24 protein-coding genes and 1 pseudogene are annotated in these 25,638 nt (G+C 57.5%); 15 read left to right on the top strand and 10 right to left on the bottom strand.

All coding sequences use genetic code 11. The features are described 5' to 3' along the window. Window positions 1–174: 174 nt before the first annotated feature. The 6 genes from ACA062_RS21350 to ACA062_RS21375 all read right to left on the bottom strand — a co-directional run bounded on the left by ACA062_RS21350 (window position 175) and on the right by ACA062_RS21375 (window position 4,784). Window positions 175–468 (bottom strand): hypothetical protein, encoded by a 294-nt coding sequence (locus ACA062_RS21350; RefSeq protein WP_497452877.1) that lies wholly within the window; start codon window positions 466–468, stop codon window positions 175–177. Between the two features lie 15 nt (window positions 469–483). Next, on the bottom strand, window positions 484–1,575 hold the full coding sequence (locus tag ACA062_RS21355; protein ID WP_497452878.1) for a DMT family transporter: 1,092 nt from the start codon (window positions 1,573–1,575) through the stop codon (window positions 484–486). Continuing rightward, window positions 1,572–2,942 carry a trimethylamine monooxygenase gene (locus ACA062_RS21360; protein ID WP_497452879.1) on the bottom strand — a complete coding sequence of 457 codons (1,371 nt, stop codon included), beginning with the start codon at window positions 2,940–2,942 and terminating at the stop codon, window positions 1,572–1,574. Before ACA062_RS21360 ends, ACA062_RS21355 begins: the two co-directional genes overlap by 4 nt. Window positions 2,943–3,510: 568 nt before the next feature. Next, window positions 3,511–3,714, bottom strand: a complete 204-nt coding sequence (locus ACA062_RS21365) for a hypothetical protein (RefSeq protein ID WP_497452880.1) — start codon at window positions 3,712–3,714, stop codon at window positions 3,511–3,513. Beyond that, a complete protein-coding gene (locus ACA062_RS21370; RefSeq protein ID WP_497452881.1) occupies window positions 3,714–4,046 on the bottom strand; it encodes a GNAT family N-acetyltransferase in 333 nt (110 codons plus the stop codon). Before ACA062_RS21370 ends, ACA062_RS21365 begins: the two co-directional genes overlap by 1 nt. A 231-nt stretch (window positions 4,047–4,277) precedes the next feature. Beyond that, on the bottom strand, window positions 4,278–4,784 hold the full coding sequence (locus ACA062_RS21375) for a DUF5625 family protein (protein WP_497452882.1): 507 nt from the start codon (window positions 4,782–4,784) through the stop codon (window positions 4,278–4,280). Between the two features lie 390 nt (window positions 4,785–5,174). Between ACA062_RS21375 and ACA062_RS21380 the strand changes: the two genes are divergently transcribed. Together ACA062_RS21380 and ACA062_RS21385 are read left to right on the top strand one after the other, a co-directional pair. Next, window positions 5,175–5,372, top strand: a complete 198-nt coding sequence (locus ACA062_RS21380; RefSeq protein ID WP_497452883.1) for a hypothetical protein — start codon at window positions 5,175–5,177, stop codon at window positions 5,370–5,372. A 445-nt stretch (window positions 5,373–5,817) separates the two neighbouring features. Next, window positions 5,818–7,416 carry an SGNH/GDSL hydrolase family protein gene (locus ACA062_RS21385; RefSeq protein ID WP_497452884.1) on the top strand — a complete coding sequence of 533 codons (1,599 nt, stop codon included), beginning with the start codon at window positions 5,818–5,820 and terminating at the stop codon, window positions 7,414–7,416. Between the two features lie 275 nt (window positions 7,417–7,691). Here ACA062_RS21385 and ACA062_RS21390 read toward each other — a convergent pair whose 3' ends face one another. Further along, window positions 7,692–8,477 carry an SDR family NAD(P)-dependent oxidoreductase gene (locus ACA062_RS21390; RefSeq protein WP_497452885.1) on the bottom strand — a complete coding sequence of 262 codons (786 nt, stop codon included), beginning with the start codon at window positions 8,475–8,477 and terminating at the stop codon, window positions 7,692–7,694. 478 nt (window positions 8,478–8,955) lie between these two features. Here ACA062_RS21390 and ACA062_RS21395 point away from each other — a divergent pair, with 478 nt between their 5' ends. Further along, window positions 8,956–10,008, top strand: coding sequence for an alpha/beta hydrolase family protein (locus ACA062_RS21395; protein WP_497452886.1), 1,053 nt, complete (start codon window positions 8,956–8,958; stop codon window positions 10,006–10,008). A gap of 161 nt (window positions 10,009–10,169) precedes the next feature. Here ACA062_RS21395 and ACA062_RS21400 read toward each other — a convergent pair whose 3' ends face one another. Continuing rightward, entirely contained in the window at window positions 10,170–11,255 is a 1,086-nt protein-coding gene (locus tag ACA062_RS21400; RefSeq protein ID WP_497452887.1) for a DUF3616 domain-containing protein, read from the bottom strand. Window positions 11,256–11,277: 22 nt separating this feature from the next. Here ACA062_RS21400 and ACA062_RS21405 point away from each other — a divergent pair. The 4 genes and pseudogenes from ACA062_RS21405 to ACA062_RS21420 all read left to right on the top strand — a co-directional run. Further along, a pseudogene (locus ACA062_RS21405) lies at window positions 11,278–11,481 on the top strand (hypothetical protein); the annotation flags it as partial. Window positions 11,482–11,870: 389 nt separating this feature from the next. Beyond that, complete coding sequence (locus tag ACA062_RS21410; RefSeq protein ID WP_497452888.1) at window positions 11,871–12,233, top strand: DUF6124 family protein; 363 nt, start codon at window positions 11,871–11,873, stop codon at window positions 12,231–12,233. A gap of 293 nt (window positions 12,234–12,526) precedes the next feature. Further along, window positions 12,527–13,822: an AAA family ATPase gene (locus ACA062_RS21415; protein WP_497452889.1), complete on the top strand. Its 1,296-nt coding sequence runs from the start codon at window positions 12,527–12,529 to the stop codon at window positions 13,820–13,822. Further along, window positions 13,819–14,310, top strand: a complete 492-nt coding sequence (locus ACA062_RS21420; protein WP_497452890.1) for a hypothetical protein — start codon at window positions 13,819–13,821, stop codon at window positions 14,308–14,310. Before ACA062_RS21415 ends, ACA062_RS21420 begins: the two co-directional genes overlap by 4 nt. Before the next feature lie 52 nt (window positions 14,311–14,362). On the opposite strand, the gene pobA is transcribed toward ACA062_RS21420, so the two are convergent. After that, window positions 14,363–15,550 carry a 4-hydroxybenzoate 3-monooxygenase gene (gene pobA, locus ACA062_RS21425; protein ID WP_497452891.1) on the bottom strand — a complete coding sequence of 396 codons (1,188 nt, stop codon included), beginning with the start codon at window positions 15,548–15,550 and terminating at the stop codon, window positions 14,363–14,365. Between the two features lie 152 nt (window positions 15,551–15,702). Between pobA and ACA062_RS21430 the strand changes: the two genes are divergently transcribed. Beyond that, window positions 15,703–16,578: a helix-turn-helix domain-containing protein gene (locus tag ACA062_RS21430; protein ID WP_497452892.1), complete on the top strand. Its 876-nt coding sequence runs from the start codon at window positions 15,703–15,705 to the stop codon at window positions 16,576–16,578. Window positions 16,579–16,651: 73 nt separating this feature from the next. On the opposite strand, the gene ACA062_RS21435 is transcribed toward ACA062_RS21430, so the two are convergent. After that, on the bottom strand, window positions 16,652–17,317 hold the full coding sequence (locus ACA062_RS21435; RefSeq protein WP_497452893.1) for a GntR family transcriptional regulator: 666 nt from the start codon (window positions 17,315–17,317) through the stop codon (window positions 16,652–16,654). A gap of 269 nt (window positions 17,318–17,586) precedes the next feature. Here ACA062_RS21435 and ACA062_RS21440 point away from each other — a divergent pair, with 269 nt between their 5' ends. The 7 genes from ACA062_RS21440 (at window position 17,587) to ACA062_RS21470 (ending at window position 25,577) form a co-directional block, all read left to right on the top strand. Then, window positions 17,587–18,819, top strand: a complete 1,233-nt coding sequence (locus ACA062_RS21440) for an NRAMP family divalent metal transporter (RefSeq protein WP_497457469.1) — start codon at window positions 17,587–17,589, stop codon at window positions 18,817–18,819. 28 nt (window positions 18,820–18,847) lie between these two features. After that, window positions 18,848–19,618, top strand: coding sequence for a LamB/YcsF family protein (locus ACA062_RS21445; RefSeq protein WP_307342391.1), 771 nt, complete (start codon window positions 18,848–18,850; stop codon window positions 19,616–19,618). Then, a complete protein-coding gene (locus tag ACA062_RS21450; RefSeq protein WP_497452894.1) occupies window positions 19,615–20,421 on the top strand; it encodes a putative hydro-lyase in 807 nt (268 codons plus the stop codon). Before ACA062_RS21445 ends, ACA062_RS21450 begins: the two co-directional genes overlap by 4 nt. A gap of 9 nt (window positions 20,422–20,430) precedes the next feature. Continuing rightward, entirely contained in the window at window positions 20,431–22,050 is a 1,620-nt protein-coding gene (locus ACA062_RS21455) for a 5-oxoprolinase subunit B/C family protein (RefSeq protein ID WP_497452895.1), read from the top strand. Beyond that, window positions 22,047–23,786, top strand: a complete 1,740-nt coding sequence (locus ACA062_RS21460) for an acetyl/propionyl/methylcrotonyl-CoA carboxylase subunit alpha (RefSeq protein ID WP_497452896.1) — start codon at window positions 22,047–22,049, stop codon at window positions 23,784–23,786. The genes ACA062_RS21455 and ACA062_RS21460 overlap by 4 nt, the downstream gene beginning before the upstream one ends. A gap of 154 nt (window positions 23,787–23,940) precedes the next feature. Beyond that, window positions 23,941–25,182 (top strand): OprD family porin, encoded by a 1,242-nt coding sequence (locus tag ACA062_RS21465; protein ID WP_497452897.1) that lies wholly within the window; start codon window positions 23,941–23,943, stop codon window positions 25,180–25,182. Window positions 25,183–25,412: 230 nt separating this feature from the next. Further along, window positions 25,413–25,577: a DUF2986 domain-containing protein gene (locus ACA062_RS21470; protein WP_497452898.1), complete on the top strand. Its 165-nt coding sequence runs from the start codon at window positions 25,413–25,415 to the stop codon at window positions 25,575–25,577. The last annotated feature ends 61 nt before the right edge of the window (window positions 25,578–25,638 follow it).

Below are 25,638 nucleotides of genomic sequence, written 5' to 3' on the forward strand. Positions count from 1 at the left end.
TTTTTTCGACGCCTTTTTTCGACGATTACAGCTTCGTCACAAAAGTCCGAGCCTGATACAGCGCAAAGCTGCTAAGCACAATAATAACGGCGACTGCGAGCATGTCGGCGCCCGGAAAACCCCAGAAATCAGACATAATGCTTCCTTAGTGATAATAGTGAGTGGCAACAACCATCAGGCCAGCGCAGTGTCGCGCATGCGTTGGCGACCAAAGTCGCTGACCCTGAACTTGAACAGCACTCGGCCAGGACCAAAATAGGCCTGATCATCCAGCTTCTCCTCAACACTTTCGATGATGCCGCTGGAGAACAGGTCCGTCAGGGTGACGCGGGTGTTGCCGCGCCAGTAGGCACCGCAAATACCGTATTCACTCATCAGCGCATCGGTGATTTGCCAGTCCCAGATGCCGACGTCCTGCTGATCGTTGATCAACTGGAGAATGCGGCCCTTCATATGCAGCTTATTCATGGCTTGCTCCAACCATCACGAGTTAACAGCATCAACGGCGGTGCCAGGTTTTTTGCTGTCGGTTGATACGGCGCGCACGACTTCGAGCACCTCATCACTTTCGGTGAACATCACAAACCCGCCCGCCACAAACAGCACCAAACCAGCCAAGAAGTTCCACTCGGGAAACTTCAGCGTGAAGGCGGCGAGGAAGATCACCGCAAACAAACCATACAGCGCGGCAATTGCTTGCCCGCGGCCGACGCCAATCAGTGGGAACGACTTGTACCAAGAGACGTAGCAGAACCCGAAAGTCACGCCCGCTAACGTCAGCCAGCCGATGGCAGCCCAATTGAATGTGGCGACCACCAGTTCGACTACTGGTTGATCGGTAAACAAATAGATGGCCGGCAAAATCAGTGCGACCCAATACAGCACCTCGGCGGTAAAACGCACCGTAATGCCTACATCCGGGTCGGCAACATCGAGCCCGCGACCGGCGATTGCGCCTTCTACACCCCAGCCAATAGCAGCCATTGCACCGCCTAGATAGCCCAGCCAGCCGGCGTCACCGGTGCCGGTGATTTCAGCAATGATGCCGGGGGCATACACCGTCACACCGCCGGCCAGGATAATAAAAATACCCATGGCTGCACGCCGGGTGATTTTCTCCTGGTACCAGAGCCTGGCCAGCGTTGCGCCGATGATGGGGTACATCAATGCGGAAATGGCCGCGAAGGCCCCGCCGATGTAACCGATCGCCAAATACGAGCCGAAGATGGCCATCGGGCCGCCAAAGATGGCGCCGATGAAGAACCACTTAGAGATGTAACGCATCTGTTTGATGGTGCGAACGTACTCGCCCCACTTGCCCAGCACCCCGTTCCAAACGAACAGGAAGAACAACACGGCAACGGCGTTGAAGGTGGTCAACACGGCTGCCGCCAACATGAACTCGGCATTGGTGTCGTACTTCAGGTCTGCATAAGGCGCTTCGAACCAAACTGCGGAGCCTGGAACGTACCAAGCCCCCCAGAGCACGGCGCACCACAATGCCCACGTAAAACCCCAGCGGATGCTGCTGGTGGTGAAGCGCGACCGTGCCTGGCTCAGGCTTGGCTGATTCATGTAGATGCCGTTGCTGGCTTCGATTGCTTGTCGTGCAGGAAGGCTTCCAGTGAATCGTCCATCGCATCCATCCACGGCGTGTGATGCACGGGCGCCATGGTGCCGGTCAGCGTGGAGCGGTAGCTTTTGTTGCGATAGCCGAGGATATCGGCTGCTTTGTGATGCTCCCACTCCTTGAAGATATCAGCCACGGCGAGAACATCGAAAGGCGGGTAATCGGTTGGCTCAAGCAGGTCGAGTATGTAGGCGGCTTGATAGTCGATGGCTTCAAAGGGATCGGCCACTTGCTCTTCGCGGGCCACCCATTCACGGCTGTCGCTGGCCATGGCTTGTTCTGCTGGCAGCTTGATACGACCCAGCATAATGTCCCGGGCATACCAGGCCTGGGCATCGAACATGTTGAAGGTGTAGTACTGATCCTGCATGCCGAGGAACATCAGCTTCGGATTGGACAAAGACACGATGCCTTTATACAAGCCTTCCGGGTACAGCCGGTTGCGCGTGTCCAGCGTTAGCTCGTTGGGCAGGAACGGGAAGTGATGCCGATACCCGGTGCACAGGATGATCGCGTCGACCTCTTTGCTGGTGCCATCCTTGAAATGTGCGGTCTTGCCGACCACATGGGTGAGCAACGGTACTTCGGCAAAGGATTCCGGCCAATCAAAGCCCATAGGCTTGGTGCGATAGCTGAAAGTAACCGACTTGGCGCCGTACTTGTGGCACTGCGTGCCGATGTCTTCTGCCGAGTAACTGCTGCCAACCAGCAGCAAATTTTTGCCTTGAAACTCGCACGCATCGCGGAAATCATGGGCGTGCAATACGCGACCGGGAAACTGCTCCAAGCCTTCGAAGTAAGGAGCGTTGGGGGTCGAAAAGTGCCCGGTGGCGACGATGACGTGATCAAACTCTTCGGTGATCAGTTGGTCTTGCTTGAGGTCGCGCACGGTGACCGCGAACTTGCCGGTGCTCTCGTCATAGGCAACCCAATGCACCGCTGTATTGAAGCGGATGTGCTGGCGCACATTGCTTTTGGCGACGCGGCCGATGATGTAGTCACGCAACACGGCGCGTGGCGGGTAGGAGGGAATCGGCCGGCCGAAGTGTTCTTCGAAGCTGTAATTGGCGAACTCCAAGCATTCCTTGGGGCCGTTTGACCAGAGATACCGGTACATGCTGCCATGGACGGGCTCGCCATACAGATCCAACCCGGTGCGCCAGGTGTAATTCCACATGCCGCCCCAGTCGTTTTGCTTTTCGTAGCAAACGATCTCGGGGGATTCAGCGTCGTCGCAACGGGCGGCTTCAAATGCACGTAACTGTGCCAAGCCGCTAGGGCCGGCGCCAAGAATGGCAACTCTAAAAGTCATAAAGACTCCTTACTTCAGGCGGTTCATCGCACGCGGGATCTTGTTGGCCCTGGCGACGACTGAGCGCGGAAAAGAGTGACGCTCGTACCGGTAACGGTCGGGCCATCAAGCTCTGGGTGATGCGCACTAAAATCGGATTAACCGAGGGCGCAATGTGATGAAGGCTGCATCTGTCGGTGAAACAGAAGGCCGGGGGTGGGCAGGCCACCAATGAAGCGAGGGTTCTCGAGAAAACGCTGGAAGGCAGCGTTCGATCCGGTCAAACAGGAGAAGAAATGCTTGAAACCGGTCAGAACCTTAACACACCTGACGTAGGGAGAAGCCTTTTTCCTGCAAATAACCATTGATGATGGTGAAGATCGCATGAGCTAACTTATTTTTTCAGCAGGACGTACGGATCTGTGCGGGGGGTGGCAGGTAACTGCCATCCCTACCGCGACCGGGTGCCCGGACGGTTACCCATTAGCTGTACTGCTGACCACTCAACAGTAAGGGCAGTTGTCATATCGCCGATTATTTCTGTTTTTTGGGTGAATATTAGTGCAAGTTTAACCGAGAAACAGCTATTTTACGATCTGCCTTTTTTCATGATTTCTTCTATCATTTTAAGCGTGTCCGAGCCACGACCCTCGATAAGTTCAACATAAAAATTGCTGTAAGCATCCGAAAGCTCCCGATATTTCCGAAGGTTTGACTCATCCATGATGCGATGGCCTGGTATATCCCTTGCTTCAACTTGGGCATTGATTTCACCACGCTCAGCTGCGGACATCAAATATTCCATTTGTCCGTACAAAGCCAGTGCTGCCGGTTCTTTTTCTTTATACAGCGCTCCACCAACGCATTTGCCATGCCTTGCCGCCGATACTGAGGAAGGACAACCAAATGCTGCAAATATCCTCTGCGGCCGTCGTGTCCACACATGATGCAACCGCAGAGAACGGCTCCGACTTCAGCAACGAAGCTCATCCCGGGATTTCGTTCTAAATATTTCGAGGTCGATTCACGAGAGTCAGCATCACGGAAAGAGACGCCTGGAGTACGCTTCATGAGGTCGATGACCGCATCGTAATCGTCCATGGTCATGACACGGATATTGAACATTGATTGAGCTTTTCTTTGTTAACTGGCTGGCCCAGCAGACTAGCAGAAGCAGCTTAGAAGTTGCTGCGCCGATTCGCGTAATCGAAACATAGAAGGGGTCAGCATTTACGCGGGATCGTCCATGAAACGCTTCATCCAAGGTGGGCAACAATTTCGCCCGGCAAAGCCCCAACCCCGCTTCGCGTGCGTACAGCCACATCCTGTGAAAAGTGGTGAGGGTGTAAATCCCGCCTATTTTCCATGATAGGCCTCAACGACGCTTATATTGATACCCGTCTTTTCCAGATCACCGGCGCTACCACTGCGACGTACCAGTAGCTTGTATCTGCCTTTCTTCAAAACAACCCTACAAGTTTCAGCATACAAAGCGCTTCCGCCAATAGAAGTGAGCTTAGGATGCGATATTGATGACCGGTGCACTTCTGTTCCGGACTTTGCGTCGGTAATTATCGTTTCAAGATCAAATGGTGCGCCTGCCGCTGCCCAATTTCCGGGCCCTAGACGCAAGTCCCCACCCGCTGCTTTCCATACCTGTTCGCGATTCGATGAATCTTCAGCATCAAAAAAATAGCTGAGCTCCACTGCATACTCATCCTCTTCTCTGATCGTGAAATCGAGCATTGACTCACCAGCAACCCCACCTGAATTCATAGGAATCTCCAAGGCTGGGTACGTAGGTGACTTATTGGCGATACACCACATAAACAGGACTGACAGCACCTTCACAACCTTGGACACACCCAACTCCTTTTGACCCACCTGAGATAAGATATCCAACCGCTTGAATCTCGTTCCGCAGCCCTCTCCCCAGCTTGGCCGTTCGCCATGGCGAGCCTAGCAGGCTCAGCAACAAAGCATCCTCATTTCGATAGGTGCGGCGAATAGCTTTATAAATCGTTGGTGACGGTAAAACCGCAACGCCCGGAGAAAATGAAAATGCCCGTTTTCCGAGTACTTGAACCTTAGAAATCTGCTCTCAACAAAAAGGCAGCGAGCGTGACTAAACAGTAATTGGCCATTCTCCGAAAGCGACTGACGCCTGGTGTATTTTAGTCTCTGGCTCATCTTGAGCCCCGATTTTGGGTCGAATGCTGCCAGACTGAGTTGAAGCCATCACAAAGTTATGCCATGGAAATTATTATCGAAGTCGTGTTCCATATCGTCTGTTACCGGGTCGGTTATTGGGTGCTCAAAGCCATTACACTCGGTCGATTCACGGGCAAAAGTAGCTATTGGTTTGAAGTAATTTGCACTGTGGGAGCCTTGGTTTTATTGTCTCCAGTCATCACGTTTGTTGCTTGGAAACTGATAACCGGCGCCAAGTGAATCCTTATCAGGCTGCGACCGGTGACTGCCTCCCAGGCCTTGAAGATCGAACGGAATCCAGCGTTTTTACACACTCTGGGCCAGAAGGTGCCATCCGAATCATTGAGCTTGATGCACCAAATTCTGCTGGCAAGGACTCTGTAATCGTTATTAAAGAAACGAAATTCGTCGATCTTGGTCAAGCCACTAGCCACCAGAGATGGCTATGCAGCGGCGCAATGGCCGGTGAGCTGGACGCCATGACGCATCCCTGTGAAGGTCAATGTCCGGTTTGGGACAACCGTGTGAGGCGGCCACACTGACGCATCTTCGGTGCCGGTATGGCGGATGGGCGAGTGGCAGTGAACCTTCAGGTTCCAGGTGTTGGCACCTATCGCGATTTTGATACTTAGTGAGAGGCTTTCACTTCCCTAGGATGGCGACGACTTCTCTCAAGGAAACAACCATGCTGCCAACCACTCATCAACTGCCGACGCTAGGCTACCTGCACAAGGTCGTGTGCGACTGCCTGGGGCTATGGAACAGCGACAACCAAGACGTCACCTTCCACTTAGCCGCCACAGAGAAAGATCGGCGCACCGCGTTGCGGCAGGCTTTCGAGGCAATTAAAAAAGACGATGGCGTGTATGGCTCTCTCAACGACCTGGTCGCGGTGACGGCCCAGCTTGCCCCAAAGGATGCGCAGAAGGTCAAGAAAAGCAGAACGATCCAGGCCTATGTCAATCACCTATCCAAAACCGACTTTGAATCCTTCGATGAGTACATAGAGTTGCGCCAGTACATCCAGGCACTGATCACTGAGCGTTACTCCCGCTGGGGCGTATCCGAACTGGCTGTAGGCTTTTACGTGTCAGCGCTTGCCCACTATAGGGAGTTTGTCAGAGAGCACGCCTGCAGCGCGCAGAGCCAGAAGTACAGCTATCAGTGCTTTCTCAGCCAAGATCTTCGCCTAATGACGGCGACGCTAGCCGGCGCGCTGTTACCAGGCGATGCCTGGCCAGATGCCGAGCGGGATGAACAGTGGCCCTTGAGAGGGTTCGCTGACGCCGCTTGCCGGATCACTGGCATTTCGCTGCATAAACTTCACCAGTACCACGAGTTTCAGAAAGAGGAGGCGCTCGATGAGCAAGCCTGGGACCGTGACTTCACCTCCCAGCCGGTCAATACTCAGTCTAAACAGGTGATCGACCGACTACGTAAGCACGGCCGGATGAAGTGGGAAACCTTTTATCCAACCCTTCAACCGCTGACCTACCACCTGCCGAAGGCCATCCGTGAAGAGGCATTCGCGATTCACGCCTTTGCGGCCATGATCGCTCACAACCTAAATGTCCATGTGGCTGATTGCGGGCCATTCGAGCCTCCGGCACGGGGCCGCCTGACGCCCGACCAGGTTGAGCACAGCCACTCAATACCCAGCAGCGACTTGCTTGATCTGTTATTCAACGACTATTCCATCGGCCATGAAGCCTTCGCCCAGCAGGCGCCCAACCGCTATCAAGCTCTGCTCGACGGAATCAGGGCCTTACCTGGCTCACTGAACCTCGCTGCAGACATTCCGAACAGCCTGGAGCTAGTTTACAAAAATGAACATAGGCGGTTCACCGAAGGGGCCTGGCACGTAGCGTTAGTGAACGGCCCCAGCTGGCTCAACGAATGGGTACGCGCCCGGGATGCCATGTTTGCCGGTGACGGCCTGCTGGCGCTCACGCACTTCAATACAGCACTCGAGCAGGCAAAGTACGTGGCGGGGCCATTATTTATCCCGTTTTACATCCAGGTGTGTGCGTTCTGCAAATCGCAGTATCGGCTGCTTTCAAAGCGAAAAGAGGAGGAGTTGTTCGAGCGGTTTTACGCAGGCTTGGGCAGTAATGCCGCGCTCTACGCAGGATTGGTGGGCTACACCCCACATCACGTGCGAGACCCTGAGACTTTGATACCCCACACCATGCTGCCTCTGAGGTCTCAGTTGATGATCGGTGAAATCGACGCACTGGCAAGAGCTCTGGCACAGCCGTTTGCCGCGGGTGCCGACCCTTCCTAGCTCGGTAGGCACCGCCGCTTCGTAACGCTGCGCTGGGCTTGGTAACCGCCCCAACGAGAACGCCAGGGTGCCCTGGCCGAGGGCCTTCGAAAGCGTCCGCATGCCTTGAGCATGTTTTGGCTACAGCGGGGTTACCTGACCGAAGGTCTTTTCACTTCGACCCGAGGCAGTCGGCTGAGGCGGTTGTTCGGCGACGAGCATGCAGCCAGGACGACAACGCTCTGTTAGCTTTTCCCTATTTCCGTTCTGTTCCTCGCCCTCTCCCTCCATCAGCCTTAGCGTGCCAGGTAACCCCCATCGACATGGAGCGGGGAGCCCGTCACGAAGGAGGCTTCATCCGAGGCCAGGAAGAGGATGGCGTTGGCCACCTCCTCCGGCTTCCCAAACCGACCGAGGACATGGGCGGCTGCACCGCCTTTGCGAATGTCTTCTCTGATTTGGGGCGAGTCTGTCATGCCTGCCAGGGCCGTCTCCACCATGTCGGTGTCAATGAACCCTGGACAGACGCAATTCACCCGGATGTTGTCACGCCCGTAGCGTACCGCCAACGCCCTGGTGAGTTGCAAGACCGCGCCTTTGGAAGTCACATAGGCCGGCGCCAGGCCCTGTGGCCCATCCAGTGCAATAAAGCTGACAATCGAGCCCAGATTGACAATCGAGCCACCTCCTCCTTGGATCATGTGGGGGATCACGTATTTACAGCACAGGTAGATCCCCTTCACGTTGATGGCCATGGTGCGGTCCCAGTCCTCTTCCTCCAAATCGAGGATGTCCGGCGGGAGGTAAATGGCGGCATTGTTGTCCAAGATGTCGATCCGCCCGTAGCGCGCCACCGCCGTCTCCGCGAGGGCTTTGGCATCTGCAGCCTTTGCCACATCGCCCACCACGACCGCGGCCTCTCCGCCCTGCGCTGTGATGAGCCTGGCGGTCTCCTGGACCAACGCTGCTTGGAGGTCATTGAGCACGAGCTTGGCCCCCTCCTTGGCAAAGAGCAGCGCGGTGGCGCGGCCAATACCTCGACCTGCCCCCGTCACGATGGCAACCTTGTTGTTCAATCGCATCTGTCACCTCCTTTTCATTCCCTTACGTGTCGGCGCTGATTGAAAACTGACCCACCCTGGCGATTGAAAACTGACCCACCCTGGCGATTGAAAATTGACCCAGGGCGTATTGCTGATTTTTGCATCAGCAATTGTGGATAAGCTTAGCAGCAGTGTCCCGGTGATAGATGCACGAGCCCCACCGCATGGAGACATGCGGCAGGGGCCATTAGATGACGCTTACGACTGGCAGTGGCTGCTCAATCTGCCTGAATCAGATGGCCGCGACACCTGCTTAGCTCTTACCTCTGAACTCGATATGCTAGAGCTATCAGATCTTCCCTTGATTGAACGTGGACAGTACTGACTTGAAACTGAATGTGGGCTTTAATGTCCGTGCTTACATGCAGCCACATTAGCTTCGACTCCCTACGAAGGTGGATGCGCCTAACGGCGGGTTCAGGTTGCACGCACTGGTCTGATCAAGGAAGAAACGACATTGAAAATAGCTATTAGCGCCCTATTGTTGACCTGTCTTACTACTATCGCACTCGCTGACGAGAACCCTGTCGGCTTCCAATCTTCCACACTGTCGGACTCGCACAATGACCGCTCACTGGAGATGGTCGTCTGGTACCCCAGCGCAACTACCGCCGCCACGCAATTGATCGGCGATGATGTGGTGTTCGTCGGGGCTTCTGCCGTTCGTGACGCGCCGCCCGCTGCTGGCAAGCATCCATTGTTGGTGCTCTCCCACGGGTACAGAGGTAACTGGAGCAACCAGATCTGGCTTGCCAGTGCTCTGGCTCATAGGGGTTACATCGTCGCCGCCATCAATCACCCTGGCACCACCACTCATGACCGTAGCCCTCAAGCAGCGGCACAGTTATGGCAGCGGCCCGTTGATGTGCGCCGAGCCATTGATAGCGTCACGACTCAACCTGAAAAATTCGGCTTGGTCGCCAATGACCGAATTGCAGTAGTGGGCCATTCACTTGGCGGCTGGACCGCCCTGGAGATCGCCGGTGCTCGTTTCGATCCTGACCGCTTCGCCCATGACTGCAAAGTCCACCCGCAGTTAACAAGTTGCACCGTCTATGGAAAGATGAACCCTGCAAGCACCTCAGAATCACAGGCCGCGTTGGCCGCCGATTGGCGCGATAAACGCGTCACTGCCGTGGTTACATTGGACCTGGGGCTTTCACGGGGCATGACCGATGAAAGCCTGGCCGCGCTGCCGGTACCAACGCTGGTGATCGCTGCCGGCGTACCGTCGCACGACCTTCCCGCTGAGTTAGAGTCTGCCAACCTGGCCAAACGCTTGCCTGCGGCGTCAAGCCGTTACGTCGAAATCAGCGACGCAAGCCATTTCAGCTTCTTGTCCGTGTGCAAACCTGGCGCGGAGGCAATGCTTGAAGAGGAAGTACCAGGTGATGGCATCATTTGCCGGGACGGCGACAGCGGTCGCCCGCGTGGGGTGATTCAACAGCAGATTACATCGCTGATAGCAGAGTTTCTTCAGTCATCTATCTACAAAGAAAACAGTTTGTAAACTCGTGGTACGAGAACTGCCGCAGCTCAACAAAAAAACGCTGGAGCAGAAGCAGCTTAGAAGTTGCTGCGCGTAGTCGACGTCTTCGTCGACGAACTCGACCTGGGCAAACTGAACGATGCAAGCTGATCTACAGGCCGCGATAACGTCGAGGTGCGTGGCTAATTCATGATGAACAGGTCCCCTTCCACATCCGTATCGCCGTGTTTACGACTTTCCGCCGCGGAGTCGTAGAGGATCAGCAAAACCTCCCCAAGCTGCTCGCCCGATTCGAACAGACACATGGCCTCAGCGTGATCGTTGCCTTGCCCGAAAGGCACCTCCAGCACCTTCTCCAATTGATCCGTAAAGACCACGCTTTCCTTGTCGGACGCGAAACCGCCGCACCAGCGGAAGACCGTTACCGGCCCGTCCAGGTCCATGGTGGGACCCGCCAGGATCAGCAGATCGTCACCGCTAGTGCACAGGTCACGCACGCCCAGGCCGTTTAGCGCGAAGAAGTGTTTGCGGTAGCGGCGCCCATCCGGACCGATTTTCTTAAGTATCAACGTGTCAGTCGAGGCGTCGTTCAGCTCGGGTTCTATCTCCAGCAGCACAGCCCAGCCGCGAAGGACCGGTCCCCGCAGCCCCAGCAGAAGGCGCGAGCCGATCACCGCCAACCCTTCGATATCGAAGCCATTGTCTTTACCCGGGAGACTCAGGAAGTCGCGTAGCTGAGGATCTTCAGCGATTGCAACGGTCAGGTCGTTACCGACCTCGCTGCCACGTAGCTGCGCCGCCGTACGTCCATCGGCGTCCACCTTCCTGGCGAGTGCATAGCCGTCGTTCTGCTGTACCACAGGGATGCGGGCCAGCAGAAAGCGATTGCCGTCCGCCTCTACCGTCGACAGGCGCTTGATATTTTTCTGTGCAGAAGTGCCGGCCTCGGCGTTCTTTCGCTTCAGACTATGGGAGCCCACCACCCAGAGGTAACCACTGTCATAGGCCAACCCCTCGATATCGATCTCGGCGTCTTGCTTCGGCAGGGGCAGATCCAGATACTCCAGGAGCTGAAACGATTGGTGCTCATCGCACGTTACGACATCGCCGGGCGCAGCATCCTGGATTTTCAGACGTTCCAGGCTCGTGGTTTCGTCGTTGGCCACCCAAAGTGTGTCGCCAATCTGCTGAGCGACCGAAAGGCCATCGCGCAACGACGCAAACGCCGGACCAAATCTCAACATCGCTGCATTGCTTCGGTCGCTCATGAGCGGTCTCCTGTCTTTATAAAGCTCTGAAATGCGCTATTCGGCGTCGAGCAAAGTCTCATGCTGCTATGCCAAAGCGCTCCCCTTGTCCGCCGAGGACGGCCTCGCTTGGGGAGACACCTTGAGCATAGCGCGCAAGAACCCCCTGAATAACTGTATTCGTTATGCCGGCCGATCCGGTGGTCCGCCGGATACTCGTCACATGGCACTGGCCGAGTGCAGAAATCAGGCGTGCAGCAATGTTCGATCAAGCAAATTAAACATCCGCGAAAGGTGCATGTTTAAGCGTCCTACTGCTTACGTCCTGAAAGCTACAAGACCTTGCGCCGTTGCCTACGGTTACGCCAGAATCCGCCGGCTTGTGCGCCTGTGGCCCGCTCGGTAACTTGATTCCCGTCACTGCCCATCAGTGATCGGGTTTAGCAGCCCGTCGTGACGAAGCGCATTTGCATCCAGACAGTCAGGTCATTTCAGGCCTGCACTTTATGGTAGCTGTGCGCAGGGCGCTCTCGGGCGCGCCGGATTCGTCTCCGCCGGTCTGCTAACCTGCACACAGCTGCCACCATTCGTTTAGCAGCGGCTCGGTGACGGCTCCATGTTTTGGAGCGTACAAATATGATTAAGCCTTCTCCCAATCCGCCGGAGACCGATCCGGCATTCCCCTATCAAAGCCCCGATTCAAACAAACTCAACGAAGCCGCCGAACGCGCCCTCGCCTCCCACTTCCCCTCGACTGCCGACATCAAAGCCACCCCACGCACACCCAGCACCCTGTTTACCGTCGACCCGCAGGCCACAACCGAAACCCTCGCGGTCTATCTGGTCGAGACACTGGCCTCAGTCGACGTGATGGTTCATCACCTGGTGGATCATCTGGACGGCGGATCGCGCCACGCCTTGTTGGGCATTTCCAACAACATCATGCTCGCGGAAATCACGGCGAACCGGATGCTGGATCAGATCGATCCACCCGCTTGAGGCGAAGGCGTCGGCGATGCAGGCTGTACAGCGGTCCCTTTTGTTGGGGACCGCATTTCAGCGAATGATCATTCCAGTAACGAAACCAGCCGAAGCTCTATCGAGCTATGACCACTACGTAGCGAATAACCCAGCAGAGGCCATGGAAAAGCCGCTCTGCCGTCAGCCCGCCATCGTCGCGGGCTTTGGTAGTACTATGGCGCGGGTTTCGCGTCCAAACGAACAGGCTATCGCACGACCCACAGTCAAATAGGAAAAGCCGGGTGAAAATCCGAGCCTTGGAAGGAGTCAGAATGCTGACGAGTATTCGTATCGAGGGATTTAAAAGCTATCGGAACCAGCGGCTGCCGCTTTCGCCTTTGACGCTGATGATAGGTGCCAATGCCTCAGGCAAGAGCAACGCGCTGGAGGCCTTCCGCTTCCTATGCTGGCTTGGCCAAGGTCAGAAACTGTCGGTGTTACGCCAGCGGGTCGATGATTCGGAGCAAATACTCCGTGGCCAAGTCAGGGATCTCGCCTATTTGCGTGGCCAGTCATTTATTTTGGGTTGCGAAACCGACGATAAAGAGTGGAATACTCTCAGCGTCGAAATCGCACTACGCGACGATGAGTTGCATATCGTTCAGGAAACTATCAAATCGCCTCGAACAAAAATGCCGCTTTATCGCATTGAGCAGCCCTCCAGTGGCCTAAGTACCGACGCGCGCGTTGCCTACAACAATTTTGCACGGGGTGGTAAAAAACCGCAGGTCACTTGTACCGATCAGATCGCCATTTTTAACCAGCTGGCCAGTTCCGCACTGTTCGAATCCGGGCACAAGGCGGCCCAAAAGATCATCCCGGAAACCACGAGTCACTTTCAGCGCCTATTGGCCAATACCTTGTTCCTCGATCCCGTGCCTTCACTGATGCGCGGCGACAGTTACCCGGACAAGAAGCTACGTGGCGACTGCTCGAACCTGTCCGGAGTGCTTTACTCCCTTTGGCAGGATGAGGAGGTTCGCCCTGCCATCATCGAGTTCATCAAGAGTCTGCCAGAGCAAGACGTCAAGGATGTCCGCTTCTTCGAGGATCGTCGCGGGCGCGTATCCCTTGAGCTCGTCGAGAGTTTCGGTTCGGTCGAGCGCAACTGGTCTGTGGAACTGCTTTCCGATGGCACTCTCAGGGTTTTGGCGATTGCTGCCGCCCTCTTGTCTGCACCGGCAGAGTCGACTCTAGTAATTGAAGAAGTCGATAACGGCGTTCACCCATCACGTGCCAGGCAGTTACTGAGCACGATGCGCGATCAAGCAGAATTGCGTGGAGTGCGCCTACTGTTAAGCACCCACAATCCGGCTTTGATGGATGCACTGCCAGACAGCGCGTTAGGTGATGTGGTGTTTTGCTACCGTGATTCACAGGACGGCGATAGTCGCCTGGTGCGCCTTGCCGACCTGCAGGACTACGCGGGGCTGGTCTCTCAAGGGCCTCTGGGAGAACTGGTAACCAATGGCATTGTCGATCGCTTCGTCAAGTGTCCGGTCACAGTAGAGCAGAAACGGCAAAACGCATTGGCTTGGTTGCAGAGCATGCAGGGAGAGACCGAATGAGTGCGGTCTGCTTGATTGATACCAGCGTGTTTCTAAATCTACTCAATGTGCCGGGACTTAATCAGAATACAAAACGCGTGGCTGCCGAGTTTGTCGATTATGTTGGCAATAGCTGCACGTTTATTCTACCAATGGCCACCATCCTTGAAACCGGAAACCATATCGCTCAAAACGGCGATGGCAGACTCCGTCGACAAACAGCGCAACGCTTCTGCAAAGCAGTAAACGATGCTTTCACCGATGCGCCGCCGTATAGACTTAGCGACTTTCCCAGTACTAGAGAAGTGCTCGACTGGCTAGCCGAGTTCCCTGACAGGGCAGGTCAAAACAAGTCTGCCACCCGCACCGGTGAAGGCACTAGCTTTGGTGATCTCAGCATCATCAAAGAATACGAGAAATGCTTACAGCGATTCCCCATGAGCGAGCTTTTTATCTGGTCTCTCGACAGTGACTTGGAAGCGTACCATCACATACCGAAACGTCGATGATGGCGTAACAGCGTATTGATGCAGCTCGACTGCGGGTTTACGGCAAGGCTGCTTACTCGACATCCTCGTAAGGCAACCCTACGTAGTTCTCCGCAATGTTGACCAAACCAGCGAGCGAGTTGAAGTAGTACTCTCGATCGGCCTGTTGCATCTTCTGATCCCACGCGTCTTTATGGTCGCCAAAATCGTGCAGCAAGTTGGTCATGAACCAGCTGAAACGCTCGCCTTTCCAGACCCGGCGCAGGGCCAGTTCGGAGTATTTCTCCAGCAAGTCGGTGCGGCCTTCCTTGTAGACCTTGACCAAAATTCGATACAGGTAGTGCACGTCGGAGGCGGCCAGGTTCAAGCCTTTCGCGCCGGTCGGTGGCACGATGTGCGCGGCGTCGCCGACCAGGAACAGCTTGCCGTACTGCATCGGCTCGACCACCGAGCTGCGCAGTGGGGCGATGCTTTTTTCCAGCGAAGGACCGGTCACCAGTCTGTCGGCGACGTCTTGCGGCAGGCGGGCCTTGAGTTCATTCCAGAAGCGCTCATCGGACCATTGTTCGACCTTGTCGGTCAGCGGCACTTGCAGGTAGTAGCGGCTACGGGTCAGCGAGCGCTGGCTGCACAGGACGAAACCGCGGTCGTGGTGGGCATAGATCAGTTCATGGTTGACCGGTGGGGTGTCGGACAACAGGCCCAGCCAGCCGAATGGATAGTCTCGCTCGTAGTGCGTCAGCACCTCTGCGGGGATGCTCTGGCGTGCAACACCGTGGAAGCCGTCGCAACCGGCGATGTAGTCGCAATCGATCCGGTGGGTTTCGCCATTTTTTTCGTAGGTGACGTAAGGGCTTTCACCCTTCATGTCGTGGGGCTGCACGTTCTCGGCCGAGTAGATGGCCGGGGCGCCGTTAGCGGTGCGGGCCTCCATCAGGTCACGGGTGAGTTCGGTCTGGCCATACACCATGACTGTCTTGCCGCCGGTGAGCGTTTTCAGGTCGACATGGATGCGCTTGCCGGCCACTTGCAACTCGACACCCTCGTGGACCAGGCCTTCGGCATCCATGCGTTCGTGGACGCCGGCTTCGCGCAGCAGGTCGATGGTGCCTTGCTCGAGTACACCGGCACGAATACGGTTGAGGATGTAGTCCGGCGTCTGGCGTTCGACGATGACGTTGTCGATGCCGGCGCGATGCAGCAGTTGACCGAGCAAGAGGCCGGACGGGCCGGAGCCGATGATGGCGACTTGGGTTTTCATGGCGGTGATCCTGTCTTGTGCAACTGCAGGCGTGACACCTCGCAGTCTGTTTGTTTTTGTTACCTGTATTTTTAGTGGATGAAGCAGGGATAAGAAGGCACTATCTGATGCATTCCATGGACTTTTCGTGGATGGTCGCAAGGGAGGGGGAAATGTCGAAATCACTCGCTACGCCGGTTCCGGTGTTCAAGCTTTACGGTGAGACCGGCGCTTGGCCGACACCGGATCTGATTCATTGCGAGTCGATTCCCGAGCGCAGCAAACTGCACGGCTGGGAGATAAAACCCCATCGGCACAGCGATCTGGTGCAGCTGTTATATGTGCAGTCGGGGCAGGCGACGCTGAAAGTCGAAGACGTGATCCACCACATCGATTCACCTTCGCTGCAAGTCGTGCCCGCGCTGAGCGTGCACACCTTCAAGTTCTCCGAGGATATTCAAGGTCACGTGCTCAGCCTGGCGCAGCCGCTGGCCGAACAGCTCGGCGCCTCGCTCAACAGTCCCGTGCTTACCACTGCGGCCTGTTACCCGATCGGTTCCGCGCACCTGTATCTGGACACGCTGTTTTCCGCCATCACCCAGGAGTACAGCCAGCCCCAGCCCGGTCGTGATCCGATGCTGCAATCGTTGATCACGGTGCTGTCGATCTGGCTCAGTCGCCGCAATCTGGAACAGTCATTACCGGACGCGGTGCAGCTTGACCGGGGACGGGAGTATTTGAAGGACTTCAGCCGGACGCTGGAGCTGCGCTTTCGCGAGCACCTGCCCATCGAGCACTATGCGGCGACGCTGGGGATCAGCGGCGCGCACCTCAACGCCCTGTGCCGGCGCCTCTCGGGGCAATCGGCGTTGCAGATGATCAACCAGCGCCTGTTGCTGGAGGCCAAGCGCGACCTGGTCTACACCACCATGACCATCAATCAGGTGTCCGACAGCCTGGGCTTTTCCGAACCGGCTTACTTCTCGCGCTTTTTCAAGCGCGGCACGGGGCTGTCACCGAAGCAGTTCCGCATTCAGCGTGAGGGGTGATGTCGAGCCACCCGGCCCCGGCGATGTACCGGTTTGACTTGGTTTCTGAAGAGTTCGTAGCGCTCCTCGGCAGCTATCGGTTCCTGCTGCGTTCGTAGGCTGCCAGAACGGTGCGCTCCGATTGCACCAGATAGGCTTCGAGCATCTGGGTTGCCTCCTCTGGTCGCCCCTCTTCTATGCAGCGCAGGATTGAAGCGTTCATGTCGATGAAAGGCATATGCAGGAATTCGGGATCATTGAGCAAGCCGAAGGCCAACCGCAGTTCGGCAGATATCTGCCCATAGAACACCACCAATCTCGGGCTGTCGGCCAACTCGACGATAGCCTTGTGGAACATCATGTTCGCGGTGCCGACTGCCATCCAATCCTTGGCTTCACGCGCTCGTACGCCTACCTCCACTGCTTCACGCATATGCAGTGTTCCCGGATGCAGCGGGTAACCCTGGGCAATGGCCTTGCATTCGATAAAGCGCCGTACACGATAGATGTCAATGATCGACGCCATATCAGGTTCCGCCACGGTCACCCCTCGATTGGGCTCATGCTTGAGCAACCCCTCACGGGTCAGGACCCGGAACGCCTCTCTCAAGGTGTTGCGTGAAATCTGCAGGGTTTCGGCCAGGGCCGCTTCGGACAGCCGTTGGCCCGGAGCCAATTCACCTTCGACCAGCATTCTGCGGACCTTCTGGGTAATGGATTCTCCCAGCGAGCGAGGAAGGGCAGGTGAAACGTCGTTCATATGCGATCCAGAGTCAGAAAAAGTCATTTTGATGTTCCACCAGAGCTCAGCGCATGGCAAGAAGCAAGGGTGCCGTGTGCATCATTAAGTAACACGCAGGAGTGATAAGGTTACAAACTGGTGCACATTGTCGACCCATCACCTGATCATTGTTCAACAATCAAGTGGCCATGTATCAACACATTCAGCCCGATGATTGAATCTTGGCACGCTCATTGCTCAATCAAACCATCTCCAACCGTAGGAATGATGCCGTGACACAGACAGCCGTGACACAGACCGCTCAAGATTTTACAAAGGCGCGACGCTCTTCCCTGATCGCCGCAATCTTCATGATGGCGACTTCTGCCATCGGCCCTGGATTCATCACCCAGACCGCCACGTTCACGGCCAAGATGGGTGCGGCATTTGCGTTCGGTATCCTGGCGTCGATTCTGATCGACTTCGTGGTTCAACTTAACGTCTGGCGTATCGTCTCCCTGACCCGAATGCGTGCCGCAGATCTGGCCAACAAAGCGATTCCAGGCAGTGGTTATCTGCTCGCGGTGCTGGTGATCTTCGGCGGTCTGGTGTTCAACGTCGGCAACATCGCCGGTGCCGGGCTGGGTCTGAACGCGCTGATGGGGCTTGATGCAAAATGGGGCGGCGGTCTAAGCGCCCTGCTGGCCATCGGCATCTTCCTCTCCCACCGCGCTGGATTGGCCGTCGACCGCCTGATCGTCGTGCTGGGTCTGGTGATGATTGGCCTGACGCTGTTCGTGGCCTTTGCCTCTAACCCGCCACTGGGTGAAGCCCTCTACCAGACCGTACTTCCCGACCAGATCAACTTCGCCACCATCACCACCATTGTCGGAGGCACGGTCGGCGGTTACATCACCTATGCGGGGGCTCACAAACTGCTGGACCGCGGTACTACCGGGGTCGAAAATCTCGAGGCAGTGACCAAGGCAGCCCTGAGCGGCATCCTGGTCACCGGTCTCATGCGCTACATCCTGTTTCTCGCCATCCTCGGCGTTGTTGCCAGCGGCGTAATCATCGACACCTCGGGTCAGGGCGCCAATCCGGCCGCACAAGCCTTCCAGGCAGCGGCCGGGCAGATCGGCCTGCGCGTCTTCGGTCTCATCCTCTGGGCCGCCAGTATCACCAGCGTGATCGGCGCCGCTTACACCTCCATTTCCTTTATCACCGTGTTCAAGCCGAACATCACTGAGCAGGGTCGCAACCGCGCCACCACAGTGTTCATCGCCCTATCGCTGCTGATCTTTGTCCTGATGGGTACTGCTCCTGCCGCACTGCTGCTCTTCGCGGGCGGTTTCAACGGCCTGATCCTGCCAATCGGCCTGAGCCTCTTTATCTACGTCGGCTGGCGCCGGCCGGACCTCATGGGCGGTTACCATTACCCACGCTGGCTGCTGGTGCTGGGCGCCCTGACCTGCCTGCTGACCTGGTACATGGCCATCAACTCCGTCGGGCCGATCTTTGCCTTCCTCAACATCGCCTGAGCCCGATAACGAACAAGGAGTCACGTTAATGCCAACGATAGATATCAACAGCGACCTGGGCGAAAGCTTTGGCGCCTGGAGCATGGGCGACGATGCCGCGATGCTCGATGTCGTGACCAGCGCCAATGTCGCGTGCGGTTTTCACGCCGGCGACCCGGCCGGCATCCTGCGGACACTCAAAGCTGCAGCAGCAAAAAACGTCACCATTGGTGCCCATGTCGCTTACCCGGACAAAGTGGGCTTTGGCCGACGAAACATGGACGTGGCCAGCGATGAGCTGACTGCCGACGTGATCTACCAGATCGGCGCGCTGCAGGGCCTGGCCAAGGCTGCCGGCACCTGCGTGCGCTATGTGAAGCCCCATGGCGCCTTGTACAACACCATTGCTCACGATCGCCGTCAGGCGCTGGCCGTGATCGAAGCCATCCGCGCGATCGACTCCAACCTCATATTGGTGGCCTTGGCAGGCTCAAGCCTGATTGAACTGGCCCGTAACGAGGGTTTGCAGTGCATCGCCGAAGCGTTCGCTGACCGTGCCTATACGCCGCAGGGCACCCTCGTCTCTCGCCGCGAACCAGGCGCCGTGCTGCACGATCCCAAGCTCGTCGCCCAACGTATGCTGCGCCTCGTTGAAGACGGCACCATCGAAGCGATCGATGGCAGCCTGACCAGAATCCAGGCCGACTCGATCTGCGTCCATGGCGACAGCCCGGCAGCGGTGGAAATGGCCCGCGAGCTGCGCCGCGTGCTGGAACAGGCCAACATGTCCTTGCAACCCTTTGCCGGAGGTCGTCGATGAACGCCCTTGATCGCGCGCGTCAGGCGGCCATCGCCGCTGGCCGTGAAGCACGCTCCGCCTACCGTGGCGGTCTGGTCACCCCCACCGCCGGTGTCGCACCGGGCATGACTCAAGCGAACCTGATTGCCTTGCCGCGTGACTGGGCCTATGACTTCCTGCTGTATGCCCAACGCAACCCGAAAGCGTGTCCGGTCCTTGACGTCACCGATGCCGCAAGCCCAGGCACCCTGCTGGCTGAAGGCGCTGATCTGCGAACTGATCTGCCCCTGTACCGCATCTGGCGTGACGGGAAGCTGGTGGAGGAAGTCAGCGACGCCACGAAAGCCTGGGCCGAACACGACGACATGGTGACCTTTCTGATCGGCTGCAGCTTTACCTTTGAAACGGCCCTGCAAGAGGCCGGCATTGAAGTGCGGCATATCGCCGATGGCTGCAACGTACCGATGTACCTGACCAACCGTGCCTGCCGTCCGGCCGGACGTCTGAAAGGTGACATGGTGGTTTCCATGCGCCCGATCCCCGCCGATCGCGTGGCCCAGGCCTGCGGTATCTCCGGGCGCTACCCCTCGGTCCATGGCGCCCCGGTGCACATCGGCGAGCCTGCGTTGCTTGGCATCCAGGACTTGGCTCGACCCGACTTCGGCGACGCCGTACGCATCGAGCCGGGAGAGATCCCGGTGTTCTGGGCTTGCGGAGTAACGCCTCAGGCGGCGGTCATGGCCTCGGGCGTGCCCTTCGCAATCACCCATTCGCCCGGCCATATGTTCATCACCGATGTGCCTGACAGCACGTACCACGTCTAGGAGTCTGCTGTGCGTTTTTTACCGGTCAACCTGGACGCCCTGCTCGTCGAATTGAACGACCTGGACGAGACCCTGGCATTGTTCGACGCCCTGACGGCGGAGCCTATTGCGGGCGTGGAAGAAATCATTCCTGCCGCACGAACCCTGCTGATCCAATTCCGCCCCAGCGCCATTGCGCAGCAGGCGCTCGTCAATCGTATCGCTGGCCAGGACCTGAGCCAGCGCCGCGCGATCGAGCATCGCCGGGTGGAAATTCCCGTTCACTACACGGGTGAAGACCTCGACGAGGTCGCCACGCTGCTGGGGATCAGCCGCGCCGAGGTGGTCCAGCGCCACACCGCCCATGACTACAGCGTGGCCTTCTGCGGATTCGCTCCGGGCTTCGCCTACCTGACCGGCGGTGCGGGTTTCCAGGTGCCTCGAAGGCAAACTCCGCGCACCCGCATACCCGCAGGTGCGGTTGCCTTGGCGGGGGAATTCAGCGGTGTTTATCCGAAAGCCAGCCCCGGTGGGTGGCAGATCATCGGCGTCACGCCTTTGCAGATGTGGGACCTGAACCGCGCTGAATCGGCCCTGCTGCGTCCCGGCTATAAAGTGCGTTTTACCGATGCCGGCCCGCTCCCGGCGGGCGGCCTGCCCGCCCCCACGGTGCCTGCAAGTGCCGCCGCGCCCAGCGGTGCCTATCTGGAAATCATCACGCCCGGTTTGCACTGCGTCTTGCAGGATATGGGCCGTCCCGGCCAGACCGGCCAAGGCGTATCCCGTTCCGGCGCGCTGGACCTCGGCGCCCTGCGGGCGGCCAACCGCGCGGTCGGCAATCCCTCGGACATGGCCTGTGTGGAAGCGGTACTCGGCGGCCTGAGCTTCATCTGTCATGGCCGTGCGGTAATAGCAATCACCGGCGCGCAAACCCCGGTCATCATCACCAATGCCAGTGGCCTGCAATGGCCTGCCGGCAACTACCAGCCCATCGAGCTGGAGGCCGGTGACAAGGTCAGCCTGGGTTCACCTTTGGCAGGGTTGCGCAGCTACTTGTCGATTCGCGGCGGCTTTGAGGTCGCTCCGGTACTCGGCAGTCTGTCGACAGATACCCTCGCCCAGGTCGGCCCCCCTGCTCTCGCGGCCGGTGACCAACTGGGTTTTACGACGCTTACGACAGGCACCAGCGTATCGCTGAACGAAGCACCCGCCTTTGATCTGCCCACTACGGCCAACATCGTGACCCTCGACGTGGTCATGGGGCCGCGAACTGACTGGTTTACCGAAGACGCCATCGCGCGTCTGAGCAGCCAGCTCTGGCGCGTCACCTCACAGTCCAACCGCGTCGGTATTCGTCTGGCCGGTGAAACGCCGCTGGAGCGCAGCAACCACCAGGAATTGCCCAGCGAAGGCACTTGCGTCGGCGCCATTCAGGTTCCGGCCAGCGGCCAACCGGTCCTGTTTCTCGCCGATCACCCGTTGACCGGTGGCTATCCGGTGATCGCCGCAGTCGCCAGCTACCACCTCGACCTGGCTGGCCAGATACCTGTCAATGCGCAGATTCGCTTCAACCCTTTGGACGGCTTCAAAGAGATTCAACCCATTGCGCAAGCCTCTTCTTCAACTGCGGACGTGAACAAACTCCCATGAAAAAATTACTGATTGCCAACCGTGGTGAAATTGCCGTCCGCATCGCCCGCGCCTGCCGCGACTATGGCGTGCAGTCTGTCGCGGTCTATGCCGACGCGGACATCGACGCCCTGCACGTGCGCCAAGCCGACGAAGCCTACTCACTGAATGGCCAGCGCCCGGCCGAGACCTACCTGGATATCGGCAAACTGATCGCCGTCGCCAAACGCAGCGGCGCCGATGCCGTGCACCCCGGCTATGGTTTTCTGTCTGAAAGGGCCGACTTCGCCCGGGCGGTGATCGAGGCCGGGCTGATCTGGGTCGGTCCCAACCCAGAGACCATCGACGTGCTGGGCGACAAGGTCGAGGCGCGAAAAATTGCCCACCTGGTCGGTGCGCCTCTGGTGGCCGGTACGCCTGGCCCGGTCGAAAGCGCCGCCGAAGTACTGGCCTTTGCCGAACAGCACGGCCTGCCAATTGCCATCAAAGCTGCCTTTGGCGGCGGCGGACGCGGCATGAAAGTCGCCTGGCGCATGGATGAAGTGGCTGAATTGTTCGCCTCCGCCGTACGCGAAGCGCAAGCGGCCTTTGGTCGTGGCGAATGCTACGTCGAACAGTTCCTCGACCGTCCCCGGCACATCGAAGCGCAAATCCTCGCCGACAAACACGGCAAGGTCGTCGTCGTCGGCACGCGTGACTGCTCCTTGCAGCGGCGCAATCAGAAGCTGGTGGAGGAAGCGCCTGCGCCCTTTATCAGCGACGAACAGCGCCAGCGTATTCATCAGTCTGCTCAGGATATTTGCGCCAAGGCCGGCTACGTCGGTGCTGGCACTGTGGAGTTCCTGCTCAGCCAGGATGGCACCCTGTCGTTCCTCGAGGTCAATACCCGCTTGCAGGTCGAGCACCCGGTGACCGAAGAGACCACTGGGGTTGATCTGGTGATCGAACAACTGCGGATCGCCGACGGTTTCCCCTTGTCCTTCAGTGAGACGCCGACCCCGCGTGGCCACAGCTTCGAATTTCGCATCAACGCGGAAGACCCGGGCAAGGGCTTCCTGCCCACCCCCGGTCAGATCACCGATTTCCTGCCACCGTCTGGCCCGGGTGTGCGTCTGGACAGCGGCGTGATAAGCGGCTCGCGAGTTCCCAGCACCTTCGATTCGATGATGGCCAAACTGATCGTCACCGGCGCCACCCGCGAACAGGCTATCGTCCGCGCCCGGCGCGCCTTGGCTGAATTCAACATTGAGGGCATCGCCTCGGTACTGCCGTTCCACCGGGCCGTGATGGACCATGACGACTTCACCGGTGCCGATACATTCGCCGTACACACGCGCTGGATCGAGACCGATTTCGCCGAACAGATCACGCTCGCCCCACGTGCTGCTGTGTCGGCCGACCCTGGCATCCTGCGCACGTTCGTCGAGATCGATGGCAAACGCCACGAACTGGGCCTTCCGGCTGCGCTGCTGCGAGGCGTCAGCCTGAATGCAGCGGGCACCGCCAGCGAAAGCACGGCCCCCTCCGAGGTCACTGATCCGCAGGCGGTACTGACACCCGTGGCGGGGAATCTGCATACCTGGGTCGTCGAAGACGGCGAGTCGGTGAGTGCCGGGCAAGTGATCGCGGTGGTAGAAGCCATGAAAATGGAGACTTCGGTCCTAGCACCTTGTGAAGGTCAGGTGCAGATCGCCAAACAGGCAGGCGACTATTTTGAAGCCGGCTCGGTGATTGGCCGCATCAAGACCCTCAATTGATTTAAACGCTTTTCTTTTTGCAGGCATTACGCGCAACCGGTTAACCACCCGGTTGCCGCGTACTGCCCGCAGAAAATTGTAGATGTGATTTTTCATGAAAAACAACAATAAAACCTGATCATTAAATCTGCCGTTTATCTGGAGCATAAAGAGCATGTCAATCAACAAGGCTTTCGCTATTGCGGGAACCTGCACGCTGGTTTTTCCATTAATAGCCTCTGCCGACTTTATTGCCGACAGCAAGGCAAGTGTGGAACTGCGCAACTTCTACTTCAATCGTGACTTTCGTAACGGCCCGCCCACGGCACAACGTGACGCTGCAGCAGAGTGGGCGCAGGGTCTGATTTTGCGCGTCGAGTCGGGTTATACCGCGGGCACTGTTGGTTTCGGCCTCGACGCCATCGGCATGCTCGGCCTCAAGCTTGACGGCGGTGATGGGTCCGGTGGCACTGGCCTGTTGCCCGCTGACCTCAGCTCGAAGAACGGCCGCGGTTCGCAAAGCGAGTACTCCAAGCTGGGCCTGACGGCCAAGGCGAAGGTCTCTGCAACGGAACTGAAGGTCGGCTCACTGGCTTTCCGTACGCCAGTGGTGTCGAGCAATGACACGCGCCTGTTGCCTTCCACCTTCGAAGGTGCACTGCTGACCTCAAAAGATATCGACAAATTGGCCCTGCAAGGGGGCAAACTGCAGCAAATCAAGTTCAACAGTTCTTCAAACTATCAGGACTTCACCGGTAACCGCATCGGCGGCGTCAGTGATGACTTCCGTTTTGCCGGTGGCACCTACAGTTTTAATAAAGCCCTAAGCGCAAGCCTGTTTTACGGCAATCTGGAAAACATCTATCGCCAGTACTTTGGCGGTGTAGTCTATGAAATCCCCCTCGCCGCGCAACAGTCACTGAAGTTCGACCTGCGCTATTCGAAAAGTACCGATGACGGTAATTTCCGCCCTCTCGATAACCGGGCAGCGAACGGACAAGTGGCCTACACCCTGGGCGCCAGCGTATTGACCGCCGCCTATCAGCGAATGAGCGGTGATGACCCGTTCCCGTACATCGCCAATAGCGACCCTTACCTGGTGAACTTCGTGCAGATCAACGACTTTGCCAACGCTGAGGAGCGCTCATGGCAGGTGCGTTATGACTACAACTTCGCCGCGCTGGGTATTCCCGGGCTGACCTTCATGACTCGTTACGTCTACGGCGACAATGCGCAGGTAGCGGGCAGTAATTCGGGCAAAGAGTGGGAGCGCAATACCGATATCGGTTACGTGGTGCAAAGCGGTTCGCTGAAGAATCTTGGGGTCAAAGTCCGAAATGCCACGGTCCGATCGAACTTCGGCAATGACCTGGATGAAACACGGCTGATCCTGAGTTACACATTGGCATTTTGGTAAAGCCGACGCGCTTCAACGACGTTCAAACGGCGAGGGGTTTGACGCGCATTCCACGCCCTTCGCTCCTCACCACCGGCCTGCTGTTGAATGTCCGCTCGGCCCGGTGGTCGGTTTCCACCACAGTGACAAGTTCCACACCGCTGTGGGTGTCGACTTCGTACTACCCACCAGCGGCGAATACGACAATCAAGCTGGTATCATTGAAAAATTGACAAGCTGAGCAGAAAAGCATGAATCGTCGCAAGAAAATAAAGCAGCTATTAAAGGCTCACGCCAAGAAGGCCAGTGCCAAATTGGCACCGCCAAGCAAGGATAAATACGTCAGTAAAGCTGACCGATTGAAACTGGCTGCTGAAGAATCCAGTCACGACTCAATAGGTTCCTCTGAGAGCTGAGCAACGTGAAGAATCTTTTTTTGGGGGGCGTTCACTGGTTTGGAGGCCACTTCATTTTCCA

This window comes from Pseudomonas sp. LBUM1679, assembly GCF_059695565.1.